Origin of the sequence: Streptomyces sp. TG1A-8, from assembly GCF_030499535.1 — a bacterium.
Taxonomy (GTDB): Bacteria; Actinomycetota; Actinomycetes; order Streptomycetales; family Streptomycetaceae; genus Streptomyces.
Window position 1 is genome coordinate 2,111,244 of the sequence record NZ_JASTLB010000001.1, and the last position, 17,370, is coordinate 2,128,613.

Annotated in this window: 16 protein-coding genes; 7 read left to right on the forward strand and 9 right to left on the reverse strand. The window is 72.2% G+C overall.

Features of this window, described 5'->3' with window-relative positions:
• Nucleotides 1-14 precede the first annotated feature (14 nt).
• Genes QQY24_RS08680 through QQY24_RS08700 form a run of 5 tightly spaced genes read right to left on the reverse strand, consistent with a single transcriptional unit; the run spans nucleotide 15 to nucleotide 5,752 of the window.
• Nucleotides 15-815 (reverse strand): ABC transporter permease, encoded by an 801-nt coding sequence (locus QQY24_RS08680; RefSeq protein WP_301972094.1) that lies wholly within the window; start codon nucleotides 813-815, stop codon nucleotides 15-17.
• A complete protein-coding gene (locus QQY24_RS08685) occupies nucleotides 816-1,751 on the reverse strand; it encodes an ABC transporter permease (protein ID WP_301972095.1) in 936 nt (311 codons plus the stop codon).
• Nucleotides 1,752-1,753: 2 nt separating this feature from the next.
• Nucleotides 1,754-2,920, reverse strand: coding sequence for an ABC transporter ATP-binding protein (locus QQY24_RS08690; protein WP_301972096.1), 1,167 nt, complete (start codon nucleotides 2,918-2,920; stop codon nucleotides 1,754-1,756).
• The gene (locus QQY24_RS08695) at nucleotides 2,917-4,164 is read right to left on the reverse strand and encodes a spermidine/putrescine ABC transporter substrate-binding protein (protein WP_301972097.1); all 1,248 of its coding nucleotides are present in this window, start codon (nucleotides 4,162-4,164) and stop codon (nucleotides 2,917-2,919) included. The genes QQY24_RS08690 and QQY24_RS08695 overlap by 4 nt, the downstream gene beginning before the upstream one ends.
• A gap of 52 nt (nucleotides 4,165-4,216) precedes the next feature.
• Entirely contained in the window at nucleotides 4,217-5,752 is a 1,536-nt protein-coding gene (locus QQY24_RS08700) for a gamma-aminobutyraldehyde dehydrogenase (protein ID WP_301972098.1), read from the reverse strand.
• Nucleotides 5,753-5,960: 208 nt separating this feature from the next.
• Between QQY24_RS08700 and QQY24_RS08705 the strand changes: the two genes are divergently transcribed.
• Nucleotides 5,961-6,524 carry an NADAR family protein gene (locus QQY24_RS08705; protein WP_301972099.1) on the forward strand — a complete coding sequence of 188 codons (564 nt, stop codon included), beginning with the start codon at nucleotides 5,961-5,963 and terminating at the stop codon, nucleotides 6,522-6,524.
• Between the two features lie 52 nt (nucleotides 6,525-6,576).
• On the opposite strand, the gene QQY24_RS08710 is transcribed toward QQY24_RS08705, so the two are convergent.
• Entirely contained in the window at nucleotides 6,577-7,368 is a 792-nt protein-coding gene (locus QQY24_RS08710; RefSeq protein ID WP_301972100.1) for a DUF4190 domain-containing protein, read from the reverse strand.
• A 274-nt stretch (nucleotides 7,369-7,642) separates the two neighbouring features.
• Between QQY24_RS08710 and QQY24_RS08715 the strand changes: the two genes are divergently transcribed.
• Together QQY24_RS08715 and QQY24_RS08720 are read left to right on the forward strand one after the other, a co-directional pair.
• Nucleotides 7,643-8,665 carry an adenosine deaminase gene (locus QQY24_RS08715; RefSeq protein WP_301976180.1) on the forward strand — a complete coding sequence of 341 codons (1,023 nt, stop codon included), beginning with the start codon at nucleotides 7,643-7,645 and terminating at the stop codon, nucleotides 8,663-8,665.
• Nucleotides 8,666-8,694: 29 nt separating this feature from the next.
• The gene (locus QQY24_RS08720) at nucleotides 8,695-9,384 is read left to right on the forward strand and encodes a glycerophosphodiester phosphodiesterase (protein ID WP_301972101.1); all 690 of its coding nucleotides are present in this window, start codon (nucleotides 8,695-8,697) and stop codon (nucleotides 9,382-9,384) included.
• Nucleotides 9,385-9,412: 28 nt separating this feature from the next.
• Here QQY24_RS08720 and QQY24_RS08725 read toward each other — a convergent pair whose 3' ends face one another.
• The 3 genes from QQY24_RS08725 to QQY24_RS08735 form a co-directional block, all read right to left on the reverse strand.
• Entirely contained in the window at nucleotides 9,413-9,748 is a 336-nt protein-coding gene (locus QQY24_RS08725; RefSeq protein WP_301972102.1) for an STAS domain-containing protein, read from the reverse strand.
• Nucleotides 9,745-11,016, reverse strand: coding sequence for a PP2C family protein-serine/threonine phosphatase (locus QQY24_RS08730; RefSeq protein WP_301976181.1), 1,272 nt, complete (start codon nucleotides 11,014-11,016; stop codon nucleotides 9,745-9,747). The genes QQY24_RS08725 and QQY24_RS08730 overlap by 4 nt, the downstream gene beginning before the upstream one ends.
• Nucleotides 11,017-11,311: 295 nt before the next feature.
• On the reverse strand, nucleotides 11,312-12,751 hold the full coding sequence (locus QQY24_RS08735; protein WP_301972104.1) for a gamma-aminobutyraldehyde dehydrogenase: 1,440 nt from the start codon (nucleotides 12,749-12,751) through the stop codon (nucleotides 11,312-11,314).
• 206 nt (nucleotides 12,752-12,957) lie between these two features.
• On the opposite strand from QQY24_RS08735, the gene QQY24_RS08740 reads away from it, so the two are divergent.
• The 4 genes from QQY24_RS08740 (at nucleotide 12,958) to QQY24_RS08755 (ending at nucleotide 17,242) form a co-directional block, all read left to right on the forward strand.
• Nucleotides 12,958-13,476, forward strand: a complete 519-nt coding sequence (locus QQY24_RS08740) for an Lrp/AsnC family transcriptional regulator (RefSeq protein WP_301976182.1) — start codon at nucleotides 12,958-12,960, stop codon at nucleotides 13,474-13,476.
• Nucleotides 13,477-13,478: 2 nt separating this feature from the next.
• Entirely contained in the window at nucleotides 13,479-14,843 is a 1,365-nt protein-coding gene (locus QQY24_RS08745; protein WP_301972105.1) for an aspartate aminotransferase family protein, read from the forward strand.
• A gap of 210 nt (nucleotides 14,844-15,053) precedes the next feature.
• Nucleotides 15,054-15,794, forward strand: a complete 741-nt coding sequence (locus tag QQY24_RS08750; protein WP_301972106.1) for an ABC transporter ATP-binding protein — start codon at nucleotides 15,054-15,056, stop codon at nucleotides 15,792-15,794.
• Nucleotides 15,776-17,242, forward strand: coding sequence for a hypothetical protein (locus tag QQY24_RS08755; RefSeq protein ID WP_301972107.1), 1,467 nt, complete (start codon nucleotides 15,776-15,778; stop codon nucleotides 17,240-17,242). The genes QQY24_RS08750 and QQY24_RS08755 overlap by 19 nt, the downstream gene beginning before the upstream one ends.
• Nucleotides 17,243-17,370 lie beyond the last annotated feature (128 nt).

The following is a 17,370-nucleotide window of genomic DNA, read 5'->3' on the forward strand; positions in this document are numbered from 1 at the left end:
CTCCCTACGGGGTGTTACGCCTTGTGTTTGGTCCGGCGGTTGGTGATCAGCATGGAGACCAGGACGAGCAGCACGGCGACGAGGAACATCGCCGTGCCGATGACGTTGATCTGCACGGGCGTCCCGCGCTGTGCCGACCCCCACACGAACATGGGGAAGGTCACGGTCGAGCCCGCGTTGAAGTTGGTGATGACGAAATCGTCGAAGGAGAGCGCGAACGACAGCAGCGCGCCCGCCGCGATCCCGGGTGCCGCGATCGGCAGGGTGACCCGCAGGAAGGTCTGCGCCGGCCCGGCGTACAGGTCCCGGGCGGCCTCCTCCAGGCGCGGGTCCATCGACATCACGCGCGCCTTGACGGCGGTGACGACGAAGCTGAGGCAGAACATGACGTGCGCGATCAGGATGGTCCAGAAGCCGAGCCGGGCACCCATGTTGAGGAACAGGGTGAGCAGCGAGGCCGCCATGACGACCTCGGGCATCGCCATCGGCAGGAAGATCAGCGAGTTGACGGCACCGCGGGCGCGGAAGCGGTAGCGGACCAGTGCGAAGGCGATCATCGTGCCCAGGACGGTGGCGCCGATGGTCGCCCACACGGCGATCCGGAGGCTGACGGACAGCGCGCCGCACATGCCGGAGACGCCGCACGGGTCCTGCCAGGCGTCCGTGGAGAACCGCTGCCACGCGTAGTTGAAGCGGCCCTGCGGCTTGTTGAAGGAGAACACCGTCACGACGACGTTCGGCAGCAGCAGGTAGGCGAGCGTCAGGAGTCCCGCGATGACGACGAGACGGCGCTTGAGCCAGGTGGCGAAGGGCATTTAGACCAGGTCCTCCGTCCCGGAGCGGCGGATGTAGACCGTGACCGCGAGCAGGATCCCGGCCATGAGGATGAAGGAGAGGGCGGCCGCCGTCGGGTAGTCCAGGATGGTCAGGAACTGCGTCTGGATGACGTTGCCGATCATGCGGGTGTCGGTGGAGCCGAGGAGCTGGGCGTTGACGTAGTCGCCGGCCGCCGGGATGAAGGTCAGCAGCGTGCCGGAGACCACGCCCGGCATCGACAGCGGGAAGGTGACCTTGCGGAAGGTGGTCGACGGCCTGGCGTACAGGTCGCCGGCCGCCTCGTGCAGCCGCCCGTCGATCCGCTCCAGCGAGGTGTACAGCGGCAGGATCATGAACGGCAGGAAGTTGTACGTCAGTCCGCACACCACGGCGAGCGGGGTGGCCAGCACCCGGTCGCCGGCCGTCCAGCCGAGCCAGGCGGTGAGGTCGAGCAGGTGCAGCGAGTTCAGGGTGTGCACGACGACACCGTTGTCGGCGAGGATCGTCTTCCAGGCCAGGGTGCGGATCAGGAAGCTGGTGAAGAACGGTGCGATCACCAGGATCATGATCAGGTTCCGCCAGCGGCCGGCACGGAAGGCGATCAGGTAGGCCAGCGGGTAGCCGAGCAGCAGGCACAGGACGGTGGCGGCCGCCGCGTAGAGGACGGAGCGCAGGAACTGCGGCCAGTACGCGGTCAGGGCGTTCCAGTAGGTCGCGAAGTGCCAGGTGACCTTGTAGCCCTGTTCCAGGGAGCCCGTCTGCACGGAGGTGGAGGCCTGGTAGATCATCGGCAGCGCGAAGAAGACGACCAGCCACAGCAGGCCGGGCAGCAGCAGCCAGTACGGCGTGAGCCGGCCGCGCCCGCGCGGGGTCCTCGGCCCGGGTGCGGCGGGGGCGGGGGCGGGGGGCGGGGGTGCCCCGGTGGGTATCGACATGTCTACGCGGCCTCTTCCTCGACGCTTCGCACGCCGGCGTCGATCGCCTGGGCCGCGTCCAGCCCGAAGGTGTGGGCCGGGCTCCAGTGCAGGACCACGTCGGCGCCGGGGACGAGCCGGCCGTCGCGTTCGACGTTCTGGACGTACACCGCGAGCGCGTCGCAGGCCGGGCTGTCGACGACGTACTGCGTGGAGACGCCGATGAAGCTGGCGTCGGCGATCCTGCCGGCGAGGCGGTTGCGGCCCGCCGGGATCTCCCCCGCGTCGTCGGCGTGGGTCAGCGCGATCTTCTCCGGGCGGACGCCGGCCAGCACCCTGCCGCCGGCCGTCGCCGGCGCCGCACAGCGCGCCCGGGGCAGGAGCAGCGTGCCGCCGCCGGTCCGGAGCACGATGTCGCCGCCGCTCACGGAGTCGACCTCGGCCTCGACCAGGTTGGAGGTGCCGAGGAAGTTCGCGACGAAGGTGGTGCCCGGGTTCTCGTAGAGGTCGGTGGGCGGGCCGAGCTGCTCCACGCGGCCCGCGTTCATCACGGCCACCGTGTCGGCCATGGTCATGGCCTCCTCCTGGTCGTGCGTGACGTGGATGAAGGTGATGCCGACCTCGGTCTGGATGCGCTTGAGCTCCAGCTGCATCCGGCGGCGCAGCTTCAGGTCGAGGGCGCCGAGCGGCTCGTCGAGCAGGAGCACCTTGGGGTGGTTGATCAGCGCGCGGGCCACGGCGACGCGCTGCTGCTGGCCGCCGGAGAGCTGGTGCGGCTTCTTGCGCGCCTGCTCGCCGAGCTGGACCAGCTCCAGCATCTCCCCGACCTGCTTCTTCACGCTCTTGATGCCGCGCCGGCGCAGGCCGAAGGCGACGTTCTCGAAGATGTCCAGGTGCGGGAAGAGGGCGTAGGACTGGAACACCGTGTTGACGGGCCGCTTGTACGGCGGCAGGCGGGTGACGTCCTGGTCGCCGAGGTGCACGGTGCCGCTGGTGGGCTCCTCCAGGCCGGCGATCATGCGCAGGGTGGTGGTCTTGCCGCAGCCGGAGGCGCCGAGCAGGGCGAAGAAGGAGCCCTGCGGCACGGTCAGGTCCAGCGGGTGGACGGCGGTGAAGGAGCCGTACGTCTTGCCGATGCCGGTGAGGCGGACGTCGCCGCCCGGGTCCGTCGTCGTCTTCATCGTCCTCACGCCCCTGTCAGCTTCGCGAACTTCTCTTCGTAGGCCGTCTCTTCCTTCTGGCTCAGGGAGCGGAAGGCGTGGGAGCGGGCCTGCATGGCCTTGTCGGGGACGATCAGCGGGTTGTCCGCCGCGTCCTTGTCGATCTTCGCGAGGTGGGGCTTCACGCCGTCGACCGGGGACACGTAGTTGATGTAGGCGGCGAGCGCGGCGGCCTGTGCGGGCTCGTAGTAGAAGTCGATCAGCCGTTCGGCGTTCGTCTTGTGACGCGCCCTGTTGGGGACCAGCAGGTTGTCGGTCGACGTCATGTAGCCGCTGTCGGGGATGACGAAGTCGACGTCCGGGCTGTCCGCCTTGAGCTGGACCACGTCACCGGCCCAGGCGATGCAGGCCGCGAAGTCGCCCTTGGTGAGGTCCGAGGTGTAGTCGTTGCCGGTGAAGCGGCGGATCTGTCCCCTGTCGACGGCCTTCTGCAGGCGGGCGATCACCGCGTCGAAGTCGTCGTCGGTGAACTTCTCCGGGTCCTTGCCCATGTCCAGCAGGGTCATCCCGATGCTGTCGCGCATCTCCGACAGGAAGCCGACGCGCCCCTTCAGCCTGGGGTTGTCGAGCAGGTCGGAGACCGACTTGACCTCGATGCCGTCGAGCGCCTTCCTGTTGTAGGCGATGACCGTCGAGATGCCCTGCCAGGGGTAGGAGTAGGCGCGGCCGGGGTCCCAGTCGGGGTTGCGGAACTGGGACGACAGGTTGGTGTAGGCGTGCGGCAGGTTGGCGGGGTCGAGTTTTTGGACCCATCCGAGGCGGATCAGCCGGGCGGCCAGCCAGTCGGTGAGGACGATGACGTCGCGGCCCGTGTCCTGGCCGGCGGCGAGCTGCGGTTTGATCTTGCCAAAGAACTCGTTGTTGTCGTTGATGTCCTCCGTGTACCTGACCGCGATGCCGGTCCGCCGGCGGAAGGCGTCGAGCGTCGGGTGGTGCTTGCCGCTGTCGTCGGTGTCGATGTACTCGGTCCAGTTGGAGAAGTTCACCTCCTTCTCCGTGGCCGAGTGGTCCTCGGCGGAGGTGCCGCCCCGGGCCTTGCCCGCCGCGGGGATCCCGCAGCCGCTCAGCGCCCCGAGCCCGCCCGTCGCGAGCGCGCCGCCCGCGGAGGCGCGCAGCAGCGACCGGCGTGTCAGGGCCGCCCGGCCGTTGCGCAGGCTGCGCCGCATGGCGGCCGCTCGGGCCGGGGTCGGGCGGTCGGGCTGGTACTGCTCCATGCGCGTGGTGCCCTTTCGGGAGGAGTCGGCCTGGTCGGCGGCCGGATCGTCTCTAGCGGTCCCCGAAGATCGTGCGGTGCCAGTCCTTCCGGGCCACCGCCGTGTTGTCGAACATTACGTGCTTGACCTGGGTGTACTCATCGAATGAGTACATCGACATGTCCTTGCCGAAGCCGGAGGCCTTGGAGCCGCCGTGCGGCATCTCGCTGACGATCGGGATGTGGTCGTTGATCCACACGCAGCCCGCCCCGATCTCGCGGGTGGCGCGGTTGGCGCGGTAGACGTCACGGGTCCACGCGGAGGCGGCCAGGCCGTAGGGGGTGTCGTTGGCCAGCCGGATGCCCTCGTCATCGCTGTCGAACGGCAGGACGACCAGTACCGGACCGAAGATCTCGGACTGGACGATCTCGCTGTCCTGGGCCGCGCCGGTGATCAGGGTGGGCCGGTAGTAGGCGCCGTCCTCGAGGTCCCCCCGGGGGGCCTCGCCGCCGGTGACCACGCGCGCGTGGCCGCGGGCCCGCTCCACGAAGGCCGCGACGCGGTCGCGCTGGGCGTGCGAGACGAGGGGCCCGAGGTCGGTGCCGGGAGCGAACGGGTCGCCCAGCCGGACGGTCTCCATCAGCGCCGCGGTCCGCTCCACGAACGCGTCGTACAGCGGCCGCTGCACGTACGCGCGCGTGGCGGCCGTGCAGTCCTGCCCGGTGTTGATGAGGGCGCCCGCGACCGCGCCGTGGACCGCCGCCTCCGGGTCGGCGTCGTCGAAGACGACGAAGGGGGCCTTGCCGCCCAGTTCCAGGTGCAGGCGCTTGACGGTGGCGGTGGCCACCTCGGCGACCCGTTTGCCGACGGCGGTGGAGCCGGTGAAGGAGGTCATGGCCACGCCGGGGTGTCCCACGAGGTGTTCGCCGGCCTGCGCACCGGTCCCGGTGACGACGTTGACGACACCGTCCGGGATGCCGGCGTCCGAGGCGGCCTGCGCGAACAGCAGCGAGGTCAGCGGGGTCGGTTCGGCGGGCTTGAGCACGACGGTGTTGCCCGCGGCGACGGCCGGGAGGATCTTCCAGGCGGCCATCTGGAGCGGGTAGTTCCAGGGGGCGACCGACCCGACCACCCCGATGGGCTCGCGCCGGACGTACGAGGTGTGGTCGCCGGAGTACTCGGCGGCGGACTGGCCCTGCAGGTGCCGGGCCGCGCCCGCGAAGAAGGCCGTGTTGTCGACGGTGCCCGGCACGTCGAACCCGCGGGTCAGCTTCAGCGGCTTGCCGCACTGCAGGGACTCGGCGCGGGCGAAGTCCTCGGCGCGGTCGGCGAGCAGGGCGGCGAGCCGGTGCAGGGCGTCGGACCGCTCGCCCGGCGTGGCGCGGGCCCAGTCCGGGAAGGCCTCGCGCGCGGCGGCGACGGCCGCGTCGACGTCGTGCGTGCCGGCCCGCTCGTAGGTGTACACCTCCTCGCCGGTGGCCGGGTCGACCACGGCGTGCGTGTGTCCCGAGGTGCCCCTGGTCAACCGGCCGGCGATGAACTGCGCGCCGTCCGCGAAGCGGTCCCGCGCGGGAAATCGGTCCGGGGCGGCGGTGCCCGGGTTGTGCATGTCGCTCTCCTCGCCGTTCACCCCGCCCGAAGGGGCGGGTGGCGTAGCTCCAGCTCGATTTGAGTGCCGATCCTGACAGAGCAATAGGACTCCAACAAGTGATTCCGTTGTTGCCTTTTGGTTAAGCGACGGAATCTGTCGACCAGATGTCGAGTCGGCGGGGAAAAGGACGGACGGAGTGTCCGTGGTGCGTGCCACACTCGCGTGCATGGGGAGGATCGACGGGGTGGAAGCCCTGATCAGGGAGGTCCGGGCCGGAACCCGGATCAGGTACCTGTACTTCTGGGGGCACCGGGCGCGGCCCGACGGCGGGATCGGCGCGAGCTGTCTGAGCCAGTGGTGGCCGTCGCCGTTCGTGGTGGACGGGGTGGGGTACCGGACGGCCGAGCACTGGATGATGGCGTCGAAGGCACGGCTCTTCGGCGACGCGGAGGCCGAACAGGAGGCGCTGCGGGCGCCCGGCCCGGCACTGGCCAAGAGGGCCGGACGGCTGGTCCGGGGCTTCGACGAGGCGACGTGGGAGCGGGAGCGGTTCCGGATCGTCGTCGAGGGCAGCGTGCACAAGTTCGCGGCGGACGACGCCCTGCGGCGGTACCTGCTCGGCACGGGCGACCGGGTGCTGGTGGAGGCGAGTCCCCTGGACCGCGTGTGGGGCATCGGTCTCGCCGCGGGCGACGGGGCCGCGTCGGATCCCGGGCGCTGGCGGGGACTCAACCTGCTGGGCTTCGCGCTGATGGAGGCGCGGGAGGCACTGGCGGGGACCGGAGCCTGATCCCGGGACCCAGGGGCGGTCCGGGGCGTGTCCGCCCGTACCGGGCCCCGGCTCAGCCCCCGGCCGGGAAGGGCGCGGAGACGCCGGGGGCGGAGTCGTAGGAGGGCTCGTAGCCCGAGTCGTCCTCCTGGTCGTGGACGGCGGCGACGATGAGGACGATCATCAGGACCAGCGTGGCGACGCCGATGACCGTCCCGACGATGCCCGTGACGAAACCGGCCTGGGCCTGCCCCCGGTTGGTGGCCTCGCCCCGGTCGGCCCGCTTCTTCCCCTTGACCCCGAGGACCACGGCGACGACGCCGAGCACGATGGAGACCACGCCGTAGAGGCAGAACAGGCAGCAGGACAGGATGCCCAGCACCATCGCCGCGGTGCCCATGCCGTTCTGCGGGACCGCCGGCACACCGGGCCAGCCGTAGCCCTGGGGGTGGGCGGGGTGGGCGGGGTACCCGTAGCCGCCGGGCACCGCCGGGCCCTGCGCGCCGGGACCGTAGGGCGCGACCGGCGGGGGCGGGAGGGTGGATCCGCTCCAGGACTGGGCCGGGGGCACACCGGCCGGGCCGTGACCGGGCGCGCCGGCGGCACCGGCCGGCAGGGAGGTCACGGTGGCCTGGTCGTGCACGCCCGGGGGCGGCACCGGAGGCTGCCGGGGGACGGGGGGCGGGTCCTGCGGCCCGTACGCGGGGGGCTGCTGCTCGGGCGCCGGCGGCCGGTACTGCGGCGGAAGCGGGTGTCCGGGTGCGGGCGGGCGCGGCCCCTTCTCCAGGGACGGTCCGCTTCCGGGCGGTGCCCAGGGGTCGAAGCCCGCTCCCCCGCCCCCGCCGGGCTGCGTCTGGTCCGTCACGTCCCCGCCCCCCTCGCTTGATCGTCATGTCATCGTAAAGCCTCGTTCGCGCCGCTCCGCGGCCCGGGTGCCGCCGCCGGGGCCGCACCGGCGCCACGCGCGGCGCCGGGTCCGGCCTACGATGCTCCCCAGTCACCGATCAGCCGATCACCGCGCCCGGGCACGGACCCTGTCCCGCGGGCGCCGTTCCCGGGGAGGAACCTTGACCGACCGCAGCACCGCGTCCAGTGCCGAAGCCGGCGCCGAAGCCGGCGCCGAAGCCGCCGACCGCGATCTGCGCGGCTTCATCGCCGGCCTGCCCAAGGCCGAACTGCACGTCCACCACGTCGGCTCCGCCTCCCCCCGCATCGTCGCGGAACTGGCCGCCCGCCACCCCGACTCCAAGGTCCCCACGGACCCCGAGGCCCTGGCCGACTACTTCACGTTCACGGACTTCGCGCACTTCATCGAGGTGTACCTGTCGGTGGTCGAGCTGATCCGCACGCCGGAGGACGTGCGGCTGCTGACCTTCGAGGTGGCCCGCGAACTGGCCAGGCAGCAGGTGCGCTACGCCGAGCTGACCATCACCCCGTTCTCCTCGACCCGGCGCGGCATCGAGGAGAGGGCCTTCATGGACGCGATCGAGGACGCCCGCAAGGCGGCCGAGTCCGAGTTGGGCACCGTCCTGCGCTGGTGCTTCGACATCCCGGGCGAGGCCGGGCCGGAGGCCGCCGAGGAGACGCTGCGGCTGGCCACCGAGGACCGGATCCGCCCGGAGGGACTGGTGTCCTTCGGGCTCGGAGGACCCGAAATAGGCGTCCCCCGGCCGCAGTTCAAGCCGTACTTCGACCGGGCGATCGCTGCCGGACTGCACTCGGTGCCGCACGCCGGCGAGACCACCGGCCCGCAGACGGTGTGGGACGCGCTGACCGAGCTGCGCGCCGAGCGCATCGGGCACGGCACCAGTTCCGCGCAGGACCCCAAGCTGCTGGCCCACCTCGCCGAGCACCGCATCCCGCTGGAGGTGTGCCCGACCTCCAACACCGCCACCCGCGCGGTCCGCACCCTGGACGAGCACCCGGTCGGGGAGTTCGTCCGGGCCGGCGTGCTGGTCACGATCAACTCCGACGACCCGCCGATGTTCGGCACCGACCTCAACAACGAGTACGCGGTCGCCGCCCGCCTCCTCGGCCTGGACGAGCGCGGCCTGGCCGACCTCGCCAGGAACGCCGTCGAGGCGTCGTTCCTGGACGCGGCGGGCAAGGCGCGGATCGCGGCGGAGATCGATTCCTACACCGACGCCTGGCTCAGCCGCTGACCTGCGCCACGGCGGTCACAATGGGAGCCATGCAGACCGTGACCGCCGTGGCCCACCGCGGCGACCCCTACCGTTTCCGCGAGAACACCGTCGACTCCCTGCGCTCCGCGCTCGACCGGGGCGCGGACGCGGTCGAGATCGACGTACGGCTCACCCGCGACGGTGTCCCCGTGCTGCTGCACGACGAGACGCTGAAGCGGCTGTGGGGGATCGACCGTCCGCTGCGGGCACTGTCGGCGCAGGAGGTGCGCGGGCTCACGGCGGGGGGCGTGCCCACGCTGGAGCAGGCGCTGGCGGCGACGGAGGGCAGCCGGGTCATGCTGGACCTCTGCGGACGGGTCGACCGCCGGACCGTCCAGCGGGTGATGGACGCCGTCCGCCGGGCGGGGGCCCGGGACCGCGTCCACTACTGCGCGGGCGCCGAGTCGATGCTGGCGGTCCGCGCCGCCGACACGTCCGCCGAGATCGCCCTGACCTGGACGTCCCTCGCCCCGCCCCGGCCGGTGCTGCTGGCGGCGATCCGCCCCCGCTGGCTCAACTACCGCTTCTCCCTGGTCGACCGCGACCTCGCGGCCCGCGTCCACCGCGCCGGCCACCTGCTCTCCGTGTGGACCCCCGACACCCGCCGGTCCCAGCGCCGCCTCCTGGACCTGGGCGTCGACTCGATCACCACCAACCGCGTCGACCTCCTCCACGCGCTGCGCAGCGGCGCCCGGTAGCGCCTCCCCCGGGCACCGCTGCGGAACCTCAGCCGCCGCCCGTGTCGCCGCCGCGGACGCCGAGGACGGTGTCCGCGCCGGTGGTCGCCAGCAGCCGCCGCATCTGGGCGGGGACGGCGGTCAGCGTCAGGGTGGTGTCGTTGATCTGCGCCTGCCGGAGCAGGAGCAGCAGGGTGTTGAGGCCGGAGGAGTCGCAGAAGGTGACCTGGGACATGTCCAGCACCATGTGACGGCGGGCGGTCATCAGGGCGGCCGTCTGCTGGTGGAAGCCGGCGGTCGTGCGGTGGTCCAGGGAACCGGTCACCGCGACCACGACCTGGTGGACGCGGGTTTCACGAACGGTGACCTGCAGGTCGGTGCTCACGGGGAAATCCTCCTGCGTTCACGACGCGGTCCGGTGGGGGCGGGGGACGGCAGACCGGCCAGCGCGGCCGCCCGGTCCGTGCGGGTCGCGACGGGTCCGAGCCATTCGCAGAACAGCACGGTGGCGTCGTCCTGCAGCCGGCCGTCGTGGTACTCGAGTACCGCGTGCACGAGGCGGCGCAGGGTCTCGGGCACGGGCAGGCCGTCCGCGTGGTGGCGGATGAGGAAGTCGGTGAAGCGGTCGAGGCCGAACTCCTCGTCGCCGGCGCCGCGGGCTTCGGTGATGCCGTCGGTGTACAGCACGAGCCGGTCCCCGGGCTCCAGTTGGTCGTGGCACAGCGCGACGGGCAGGTCCAGGCCGGTGCCCATGGGGTGGGCGGGACGGCAGCTCAGGTGGGTGCTCCACCGGCCGCCGCGGATGACCACCGGCGGCTGCTGGCCCCGGTTGACCCAGGTCAGCGCCCCGGTGCGGGTGTCCAGGTCGGCGAGGATGCCGGTGGCGTAGCGCTGCTGGCCGAACTGCTCGATCAGCGCCCCCTCGATCCGTTCGGTGATCTCGACGAGGCCGGCGCCCCGGCGGCGGGAATTGCGGCAGGTCCCCAGGGCCAGGTGGGCGGTCAGGCCGGCGGCGGTGTCGTGGCCCATCGCGTCGAACAGCGACAGGTGCACCACGTGATCGGCGGTGGCGTAGTCGTAGGCGTCGCCGCTGATGGCGTAGGCGGGCTCCATCGCGGCGGAGATCACCACCCGGCCGTCGGCGTAGGTGCGCGGCGGCATCAGGTGCCACTGCATCTCGGCCGCGATGTTCAGCGGCTGGGTCCGGGTCAGCCGGGCGTGGGAGTCGCTGCTGCGCCGTCTGCTGTCGATGATCAGGGCGAGCACGGAGGCCAGCAGGATCATGTCCTCCCGTGCCCGCGCGTCGTCGTCGGCGGTGGTGATCCGCAGCATCCCGAGGCGTTCGGTGCCGTCCAGCAGCGGAACCCACCAGTGGTTTCCCTGCGGGCCCGCCGATCCGCCGAGGAGGATCTCCCCGTGCTGGTAGGCGCGCCCCGCCACGGTGCCCTCGATCTTCAGCTCGCTCTCCTCGCCGACGGCTCCCCGGCCGGCGTCCAGGCCCTCGCCGGTCAGCAGCCGCAGCACCTCCCGCCGGAGGTCCCCCAGGTAGATGAGCACGTGGGAGAAACCCACCGCCGCCGCGTGCTCGGCCGTCCTGGCCGGCAGGAGTTCCAGCGGCATCAGGTGACTGGCGGTCAGCAGACCCGCCAGCATCCGCCGGCCGTTCGCGTCCCGGTGCTGATCGTTCACTGGCAGCGTCCCGTCGTCGCCGAGCCAGCACACTGCTGACGCACAGAGTGCCCTCGGGTCCAGTGTCCTCCTGCCCGGGCCCCGGCGGTATCAGAGCGCCGGGACCCGGGCGCGGGACGGACGGAAGCGGCCGGACGGACGGAAGCGGCCGGACGGACGGAAGCGGCCGGACGGACGGAAGCGGCCGGACGGACGGAAGCGGCCCCTGGCCGGGACACCGTCCCGGCCAGGGGCCGCTTCCGTCACGCCGGCGGAGCGCCTACGCGTCCAGGGACGTCATCACGTGCTTGATGCGGGTGTAGTCCTCGAAGCCGTACGCCGACAGGTCCTTGCCGTAACCGGACTTCTTGAAGCCGCCGTGCGGCATCTCCGCGACCAGCGGGATGTGGGTGTTGATCCACACGCAGCCGAAGTCGAGCTTCTTGGACATGCGCATCGCGCGGCCGTGGTCCCTGGTCCACACCGAGGAGGCGAGGGCGTACTCGACGCCGTTGGCCCACTCGACGGCCTGCTCCTCGTCCGCGAAGGACTGGACGGTGATGACGGGGCCGAAGACCTCGTTCTGGACGATCTCGTCGTCCTGCTTCAGCCCCGACACCACGGTCGGCGCGTAGAAGTAGCCCCGGTCGCCGACCTGCTGGCCGCCCGCCTCGACCTTGGCGTGGGCGGGCAGCCGCTCGATGAAGCCGGCGACCTGCTTGAGCTGGTGGGGGTTGTTCAGGGGGCCGTACAGCACGTCCTCGTCGTCCGGCAGGCCGGTCTTCGTCTCCGACGCGGCCTTGGCGAGCGCCGAGACGAACTCGTCGTGGATGGACTCGTGGACCAGGACGCGGGTGGCGGCGGTGCAGTCCTGGCCGGCGTTGAAGAAGCCCGCGACCGAGATGTCCTCGACGGCCTTGGCGATGTCGGTGTCCTCGAAGACGACGACCGGCGCCTTGCCCCCCAGCTCCAGGTGGACCCGCTTGACGTCCTTGGCGGCCGATCCGGCGACCGAGACGCCCGCGCGGACGGAACCGGTGATGGAGGCCATCGCCGGGACCGGGTGCTCGACCATCAGCCGGCCGGTGTCGCGGTCGCCGCAGATGACGTTGAAGACGCCCTTGGGCAGGATCGAGCCGAGGATGTCCGCGATCAGGACGGTGGAGGCCGGGGTGGTGTCCGAGGGCTTCAGGACGACCGTGTTGCCCGCGGCGATGGCCGGGGCGAACTTCCACACCGCCATCATCATCGGGTAGTTCCAGGGGGCGACCTGCGCGCAGACGCCCACCGGCTCACGGCGGACGATCGACGTCAGGCCCTCCATGTACTCGCCGGCCGAGCGGCCCTCCAGCATCCGCGCCGCGCCCGCGAAGAAGCGGATCTGGTCGACCATGGGCGGGATCTCCTCGGAGCGGGTCAGCCCGACCGGCTTGCCCGTGTTCTCCACCTCGGCCGCGATCAGTTCCTCGGCACGCTCCTCGAAGGCGTCGGCGATCTTCAGGAGCGCCTTCTGCCGCTCGGCGGGCGTGGTGTCGCGCCACACCGGGAAGGCCGCGGCGGCGGCGGCCATGGCGGCGTCCACGTCCGCCTGCCCGGACAGCGGCGCGGTCGCGTACGCCTCACCGGTCGCGGGGTTGACCACCTCGGTGGTCCGTCCGTCGGCGGCGTCCCGGAACTCACCGTCGATGTAGTTGCGCAGACGACGCAGCTCGGTGCTCACTGCCGGCCTCCTGATCTGGTTCGAGGGTTCAAGCCGTCCAGCCCGCCCGGCCCCGCTGGGGTGTCCGGTGGCTGAGACACCCCACCCTAATCGGCACGCCCACGTTTTCAACACCCCTACCGCCATCGGTTCTGCGAAATCCGCACGTCCCGGACTCGTAAACAACGAATTTCATCGCTGGAAGCTTGCGAAACTGTCGATACGTCGTGCACAGTGAGTTCGTGGCCAGTCGAAGCGCAGACCAGAGGGACTCCTCCCGCGAGTCCAGGAACGGCACCCCCCAGCTGGATGCCGTCTCACTCGCCATCATCCAGCAGCTGCAGGAGGACGGCCGCAGGCCGTACGCGGCGATCGGCAAGGCCGTCGGCCTGTCCGAGGCGGCCGTGCGCCAGCGTGTGCAGAAGCTGCTGGACCAGGGCGTGATGCAGATCGTCGCCGTCACGGACCCGCTCACCGTGGGCTTCCGCCGGCAGGCGATGGTCGGGATCCACGTCGAGGGCGACGTCGAGTCGATCGCGGACGCGCTGACCGGCATGTCGGAAGTCGAGTACGTGGTGATGACCGCGGGCTCGTTCGACATCCTCGCCGAGATCGTCTGCGAGGACGACGACCACCTGCTGGACGTCATCAACCGACGCATCCGGGCCCTGCCCGGCGTGCGCTCCACCGAGAGCTTCGTCTACCTCAGGCTCAAGAAGCAGACCTACATGTGGGGAACCCGATAACCGTGACCCAGAAGGACCTCAGCCGCACCGCGTACGACCACCTGTGGATGCACTTCACCCGCATGTCCTCGTACGAGAACTCCCCCGTCCCGACCATCGTCCGGGGTGAGGGCACCTACATCTACGACGACAAGGGCAAGCGCTACCTGGACGGTCTCGCGGGTCTGTTCGTGGTCCAGGCCGGTCACGGCCGCACGGAACTCGCCGAGACCGCGTTCAAGCAGGCCCGGGAACTGGCCTTCTTCCCGGTGTGGTCCTACGCCCACCCCACGGCCGTGGAGCTGGCCGAGCGCCTGGCCGGCCACGCGCCGGGCGACCTGAACAAGGTCTTCTTCACCACCGGCGGCGGCGAGGCCGTCGAGACCGCCTGGAAGCTCGCCAAGCAGTACTTCAAGCTGACCGGCAAGCCCACCAAGTACAAGGTCATCTCCCGCGCGGTCGCCTATCACGGCACCCCGCAGGGCGCCCTGTCCATCACCGGCCTGCCGGCCCTCAAGGCCCCCTTCGAGCCGCTGGTGCCGGGCGCGCACAAGGTGCCGAACACCAACATCTACCGCGCCCCGATCCACGGCGACGACCCGGAGGCCTTCGGCCGCTGGGCCGCCGACCAGATCGAGCAGCAGATCCTCTTCGAGGGCCCGGACACCGTCGCCGCGGTCTTCCTGGAGCCGGTGCAGAACGCCGGCGGCTGCTTCCCGCCGCCCCCCGGCTACTTCCGGCGGGTGCGCGAGATCTGCGACCAGTACGACGTGCTGCTCGTCTCCGACGAGGTCATCTGCGCCTTCGGCCGCCTCGGCACGATGTTCGCGTGCGACAAGTTCGACTACGTCCCGGACATGATCACCTGCGCCAAGGGGATGACCTCGGGCTACTCCCCGATAGGCGCCTGCATCATCTCCGACCGGCTGGCCGAGCCGTTCTACCGGGGCGACAACACCTTCCTGCACGGCTACACCTTCGGCGGCCACCCGGTGTCGGCCGCGGTGGGCCTGGCCAACCTCGACCTGTTCGAGCGCGAGAACCTCAACCAGCACGTGCTGGACAACGAGGGCGCCTTCCTGTCGACCCTGCAGAAGCTGCACGACCTGCCGATCGTCGGCGACGTCCGCGGCAACGGCTTCTTCTACGGCATCGAACTGGTGAAGGACAAGAACACCAAGGAGTCCTTCGACGAGGAGGAGACCGAGCGCGTCCTGTACGGCTTCCTCTCCAAGGCGCTGTTCGACAACGGCCTGTACTGCCGGGCCGACGACCGCGGCGACCCGGTCGTCCAGCTCGCCCCGCCGCTGATCTCCCACCAGGGGACCTTCGACGAGATCGAGCAGATCCTGCGCGCCACCCTCACGGAGGCGTGGACGAAGCTCTGAGCCCTCGACGGGCGACCCGATCATCCGACTGGATGATCGGATCTGGCCCCGGCGCCCTCCGTTCGAGTGAGAACGGCGGCCCGGGGCCGTGTGCTGTCCGGCCTCCCCCCGGCGGCTGCCTAGCGTTCCAGTGACCGATAGGCCCGGCCTTCGTTCCCCCGGACGGGGGACCAGGCACGGGAAGACGGATCAGAACCGAGGTGTACGCCCATGGAGGCTCCGCCGGACAACGACGTGCTCTGGGCACGCTCCCTGCATTTCAGACACCCCGACGGCTCACCGGGCCTGGCCGGAGTCACGCTCGCCGTCCGGGAGGGCGAGATCCTCGCCGTCGGCGGCCCGCGCGGCAGCGGCAAGACCACCCTGCTGCGGTGCCTGTCCGGGCTGGTCAGGGCGGAGAGCGGCGAGATCTGGTTCAACAGCGCCCCCGTGCACACCCTGGGGCCGGTGGCCCGCGAGCGACTGCGCCGCAAGCGGTTCGGCTGGATCGACCCCGCCCCCGCCCTGGTGCCGGAGCTGAACGTCTGGGAGAACGCCGCCCTGCCCCTGATGCTGCGCGGCACCGGCCGCCGCCGGGCCAAGGCGACCGCCCTGGAATGGCTGGAGCGGCTGGACGTCGGCGACCGGGCCCGCCGGCGCCCGCACGAGCTGCGGCAGGCCGAACGCCAGCGCGTCTGCATCGCCCGCGCGCTCGCCCCCGGGCCCACGGTCCTGTTCGCGGACGAACCGACGGCACCGCTGCACCGCGCCGAGCGCGCGCACGTCCTGCGCACGCTCACCACGGCGGCCCGCTCGCACGGCATCACGGTGGTCCTCGCCACCCACGACGCCGGGACCGCCGCCCTCGCCGACCGCACGGTCGCGCTGCTGGACGGGCGGCGCGTGAAGACCGTGCACCTGCCGGAGACCGCGGAGACGGAAGGCCGGGCGGCGTGCTCGCTCTCCGTCTGACCCGTGCGGCCCGCCCCGCCGTCCAACTGCGCCGGCTGCTGGTGGCCGCGGCCTCGGCGGGCACCGGCTTCCTGCTGCTCGGCGCCCTCGGCTACGCGCTGGGCCACCCCGGGACGCCGGGCGCGGCCGTGCTCCGCCTGGCCTGGTGCGCGGTTCCGCTCACCGCCACGGTGCACCTCGCGCTCGCCGTGGCCCGCACGGACCCCGGCACCCGGCCCCGTCCCGGCCTGTCGGCCGTGGGTCTGGGCCCCGCCCGGCTCATGGCGGTCTCCGCCCTGACCACGGCCCTGTCGTGCACCCTCGGCTCACTGCTGGCCCTGCTGTCCTTCCTGCACCTGCGCGGCGACCTGACGGGCCTGCCCCTCGACGGCGCGGGGGCACAGTTCCTGGCGGTGCGCCGGCCCCTGCCAGTGCCGGCCACCCTGACCCTGCTGGCCGTCGTCCCGGCGACCGCCTCGGCGGTGGTGGCGGCCGCCCTGCGCCCCGGGGACCCCCGGCCGCTCACCGAACGGGCGGGCGGGCGCGGCCGGTTCGGGGCGTACGGCCGCACGGCGGCCCGCGAGGCGTCCGGGGTGCGCGGCGGGTCCGGGACGCGGTCGGGCACGCCGGCGCGGCGGAGGGGGGCCGCTGCGCGGTCCGCGAGCGGGTCCGGGGCCGGGCGCAGCTCGGGGTGTGCCGCCGCGCCGTCCGTCGGCCTGGGGTTCGCGGCCCGGTCCGGCGGTCCCGGGTCCGCCGCCCGGGACACCGGGGGAACCGGCACCCGCCCCGACACCCCCGACATCCCCGATATCCCCGGCACCTCCGGCACGCGTGACACCCGCGACGTCCCGGCCGGCACCCCGGCGCCCCGCGAGGCCCCGGCCGGTCTGCCCTGGGGCGTCGCCACCCTGGCCGCCGCCCTGGCCGTGCAGGCCTACGGGGGCCGCTCCTCCGCCGCCCCGTCGCTCGCCTCACTGCCCGGCGGGGACTCCGCGGTGCTGGCCGGCTGGATCCTCACCGCCCTCGGGCTGGTCCTGGCCTCCCCCGGCCTCACCCACCTGTGCGGCCGGCTGCTGCAGTCCGCGCGGCCCGGTGCGCTCCGGCTGCTGGCCGGCCGGGGCCTCATGGCGGAGGCCACCCGGATCGGCCGTCCGCTCGGCGTGGTGTGCGCGGTGGTGTCGGCCGCGTACACGATGACCGCCCTGTACGACCGCCCCGCGCCCTCCTTCGGCCCGTTGAGCACGCTGGGCGCGCTCGTGGTGGCCGGCTGCGCGCTGGCGGCGCTGCTCACCACGGCCGTCGAGGCCCGCCAGTGCCGCGCCGACACCACCGCCGCCCTGCTCCGTCTCGGCGCACCCGCCACGACGCTGCGCGGTGCCGCGGCCCTGCGCGCGGCGGTCCTGCTGGCCGTCTTCGGCCCGCTCATCCTGGTGATCGCCCACCTGGCGGCGCTTTTCCTGAACCGCTGAGGCCCCGTCCCCGCAGCCGTGCGCAGGGGCGTGCCGGAGGCCCGGCGGAGAACGGCGGAAAAACCTTCCGGCCACCGATGACTTTCACGGCGGCCCGGCGTCCATCCCCCTGAGGCGGCACACGCACC

What these genes read in the sequence shown, in the direction of transcription:
- QQY24_RS08680 (WP_301972094.1), bottom strand. Translation starts at nt 815, where the DNA reads ATGCCCTTCGCCACCTGGCTCAAGCGCCGTCTCGTCGTCATCGCGGGA.
- QQY24_RS08685 (WP_301972095.1), bottom strand. Translation starts at nt 1,751, where the DNA reads ATGTCGATACCCACCGGGGCACCCCCGCCCCCCGCCCCCGCCCCCGCC.
- QQY24_RS08695 (WP_301972097.1), bottom strand. Translation starts at nt 4,164, where the DNA reads ATGGAGCAGTACCAGCCCGACCGCCCGACCCCGGCCCGAGCGGCCGCC.
- QQY24_RS08700 (WP_301972098.1), bottom strand. Translation starts at nt 5,752, where the DNA reads ATGCACAACCCGGGCACCGCCGCCCCGGACCGATTTCCCGCGCGGGAC.
- QQY24_RS08705 (WP_301972099.1), top strand. Translation starts at nt 5,961, where the DNA reads ATGGGGAGGATCGACGGGGTGGAAGCCCTGATCAGGGAGGTCCGGGCC.
- QQY24_RS08720 (WP_301972101.1), top strand. Translation starts at nt 8,695, where the DNA reads ATGCAGACCGTGACCGCCGTGGCCCACCGCGGCGACCCCTACCGTTTC.
- QQY24_RS08730 (WP_301976181.1), bottom strand. Translation starts at nt 11,016, where the DNA reads ATGCTGGCGGGTCTGCTGACCGCCAGTCACCTGATGCCGCTGGAACTC.
- QQY24_RS08750 (WP_301972106.1), top strand. Translation starts at nt 15,054, where the DNA reads ATGGAGGCTCCGCCGGACAACGACGTGCTCTGGGCACGCTCCCTGCAT.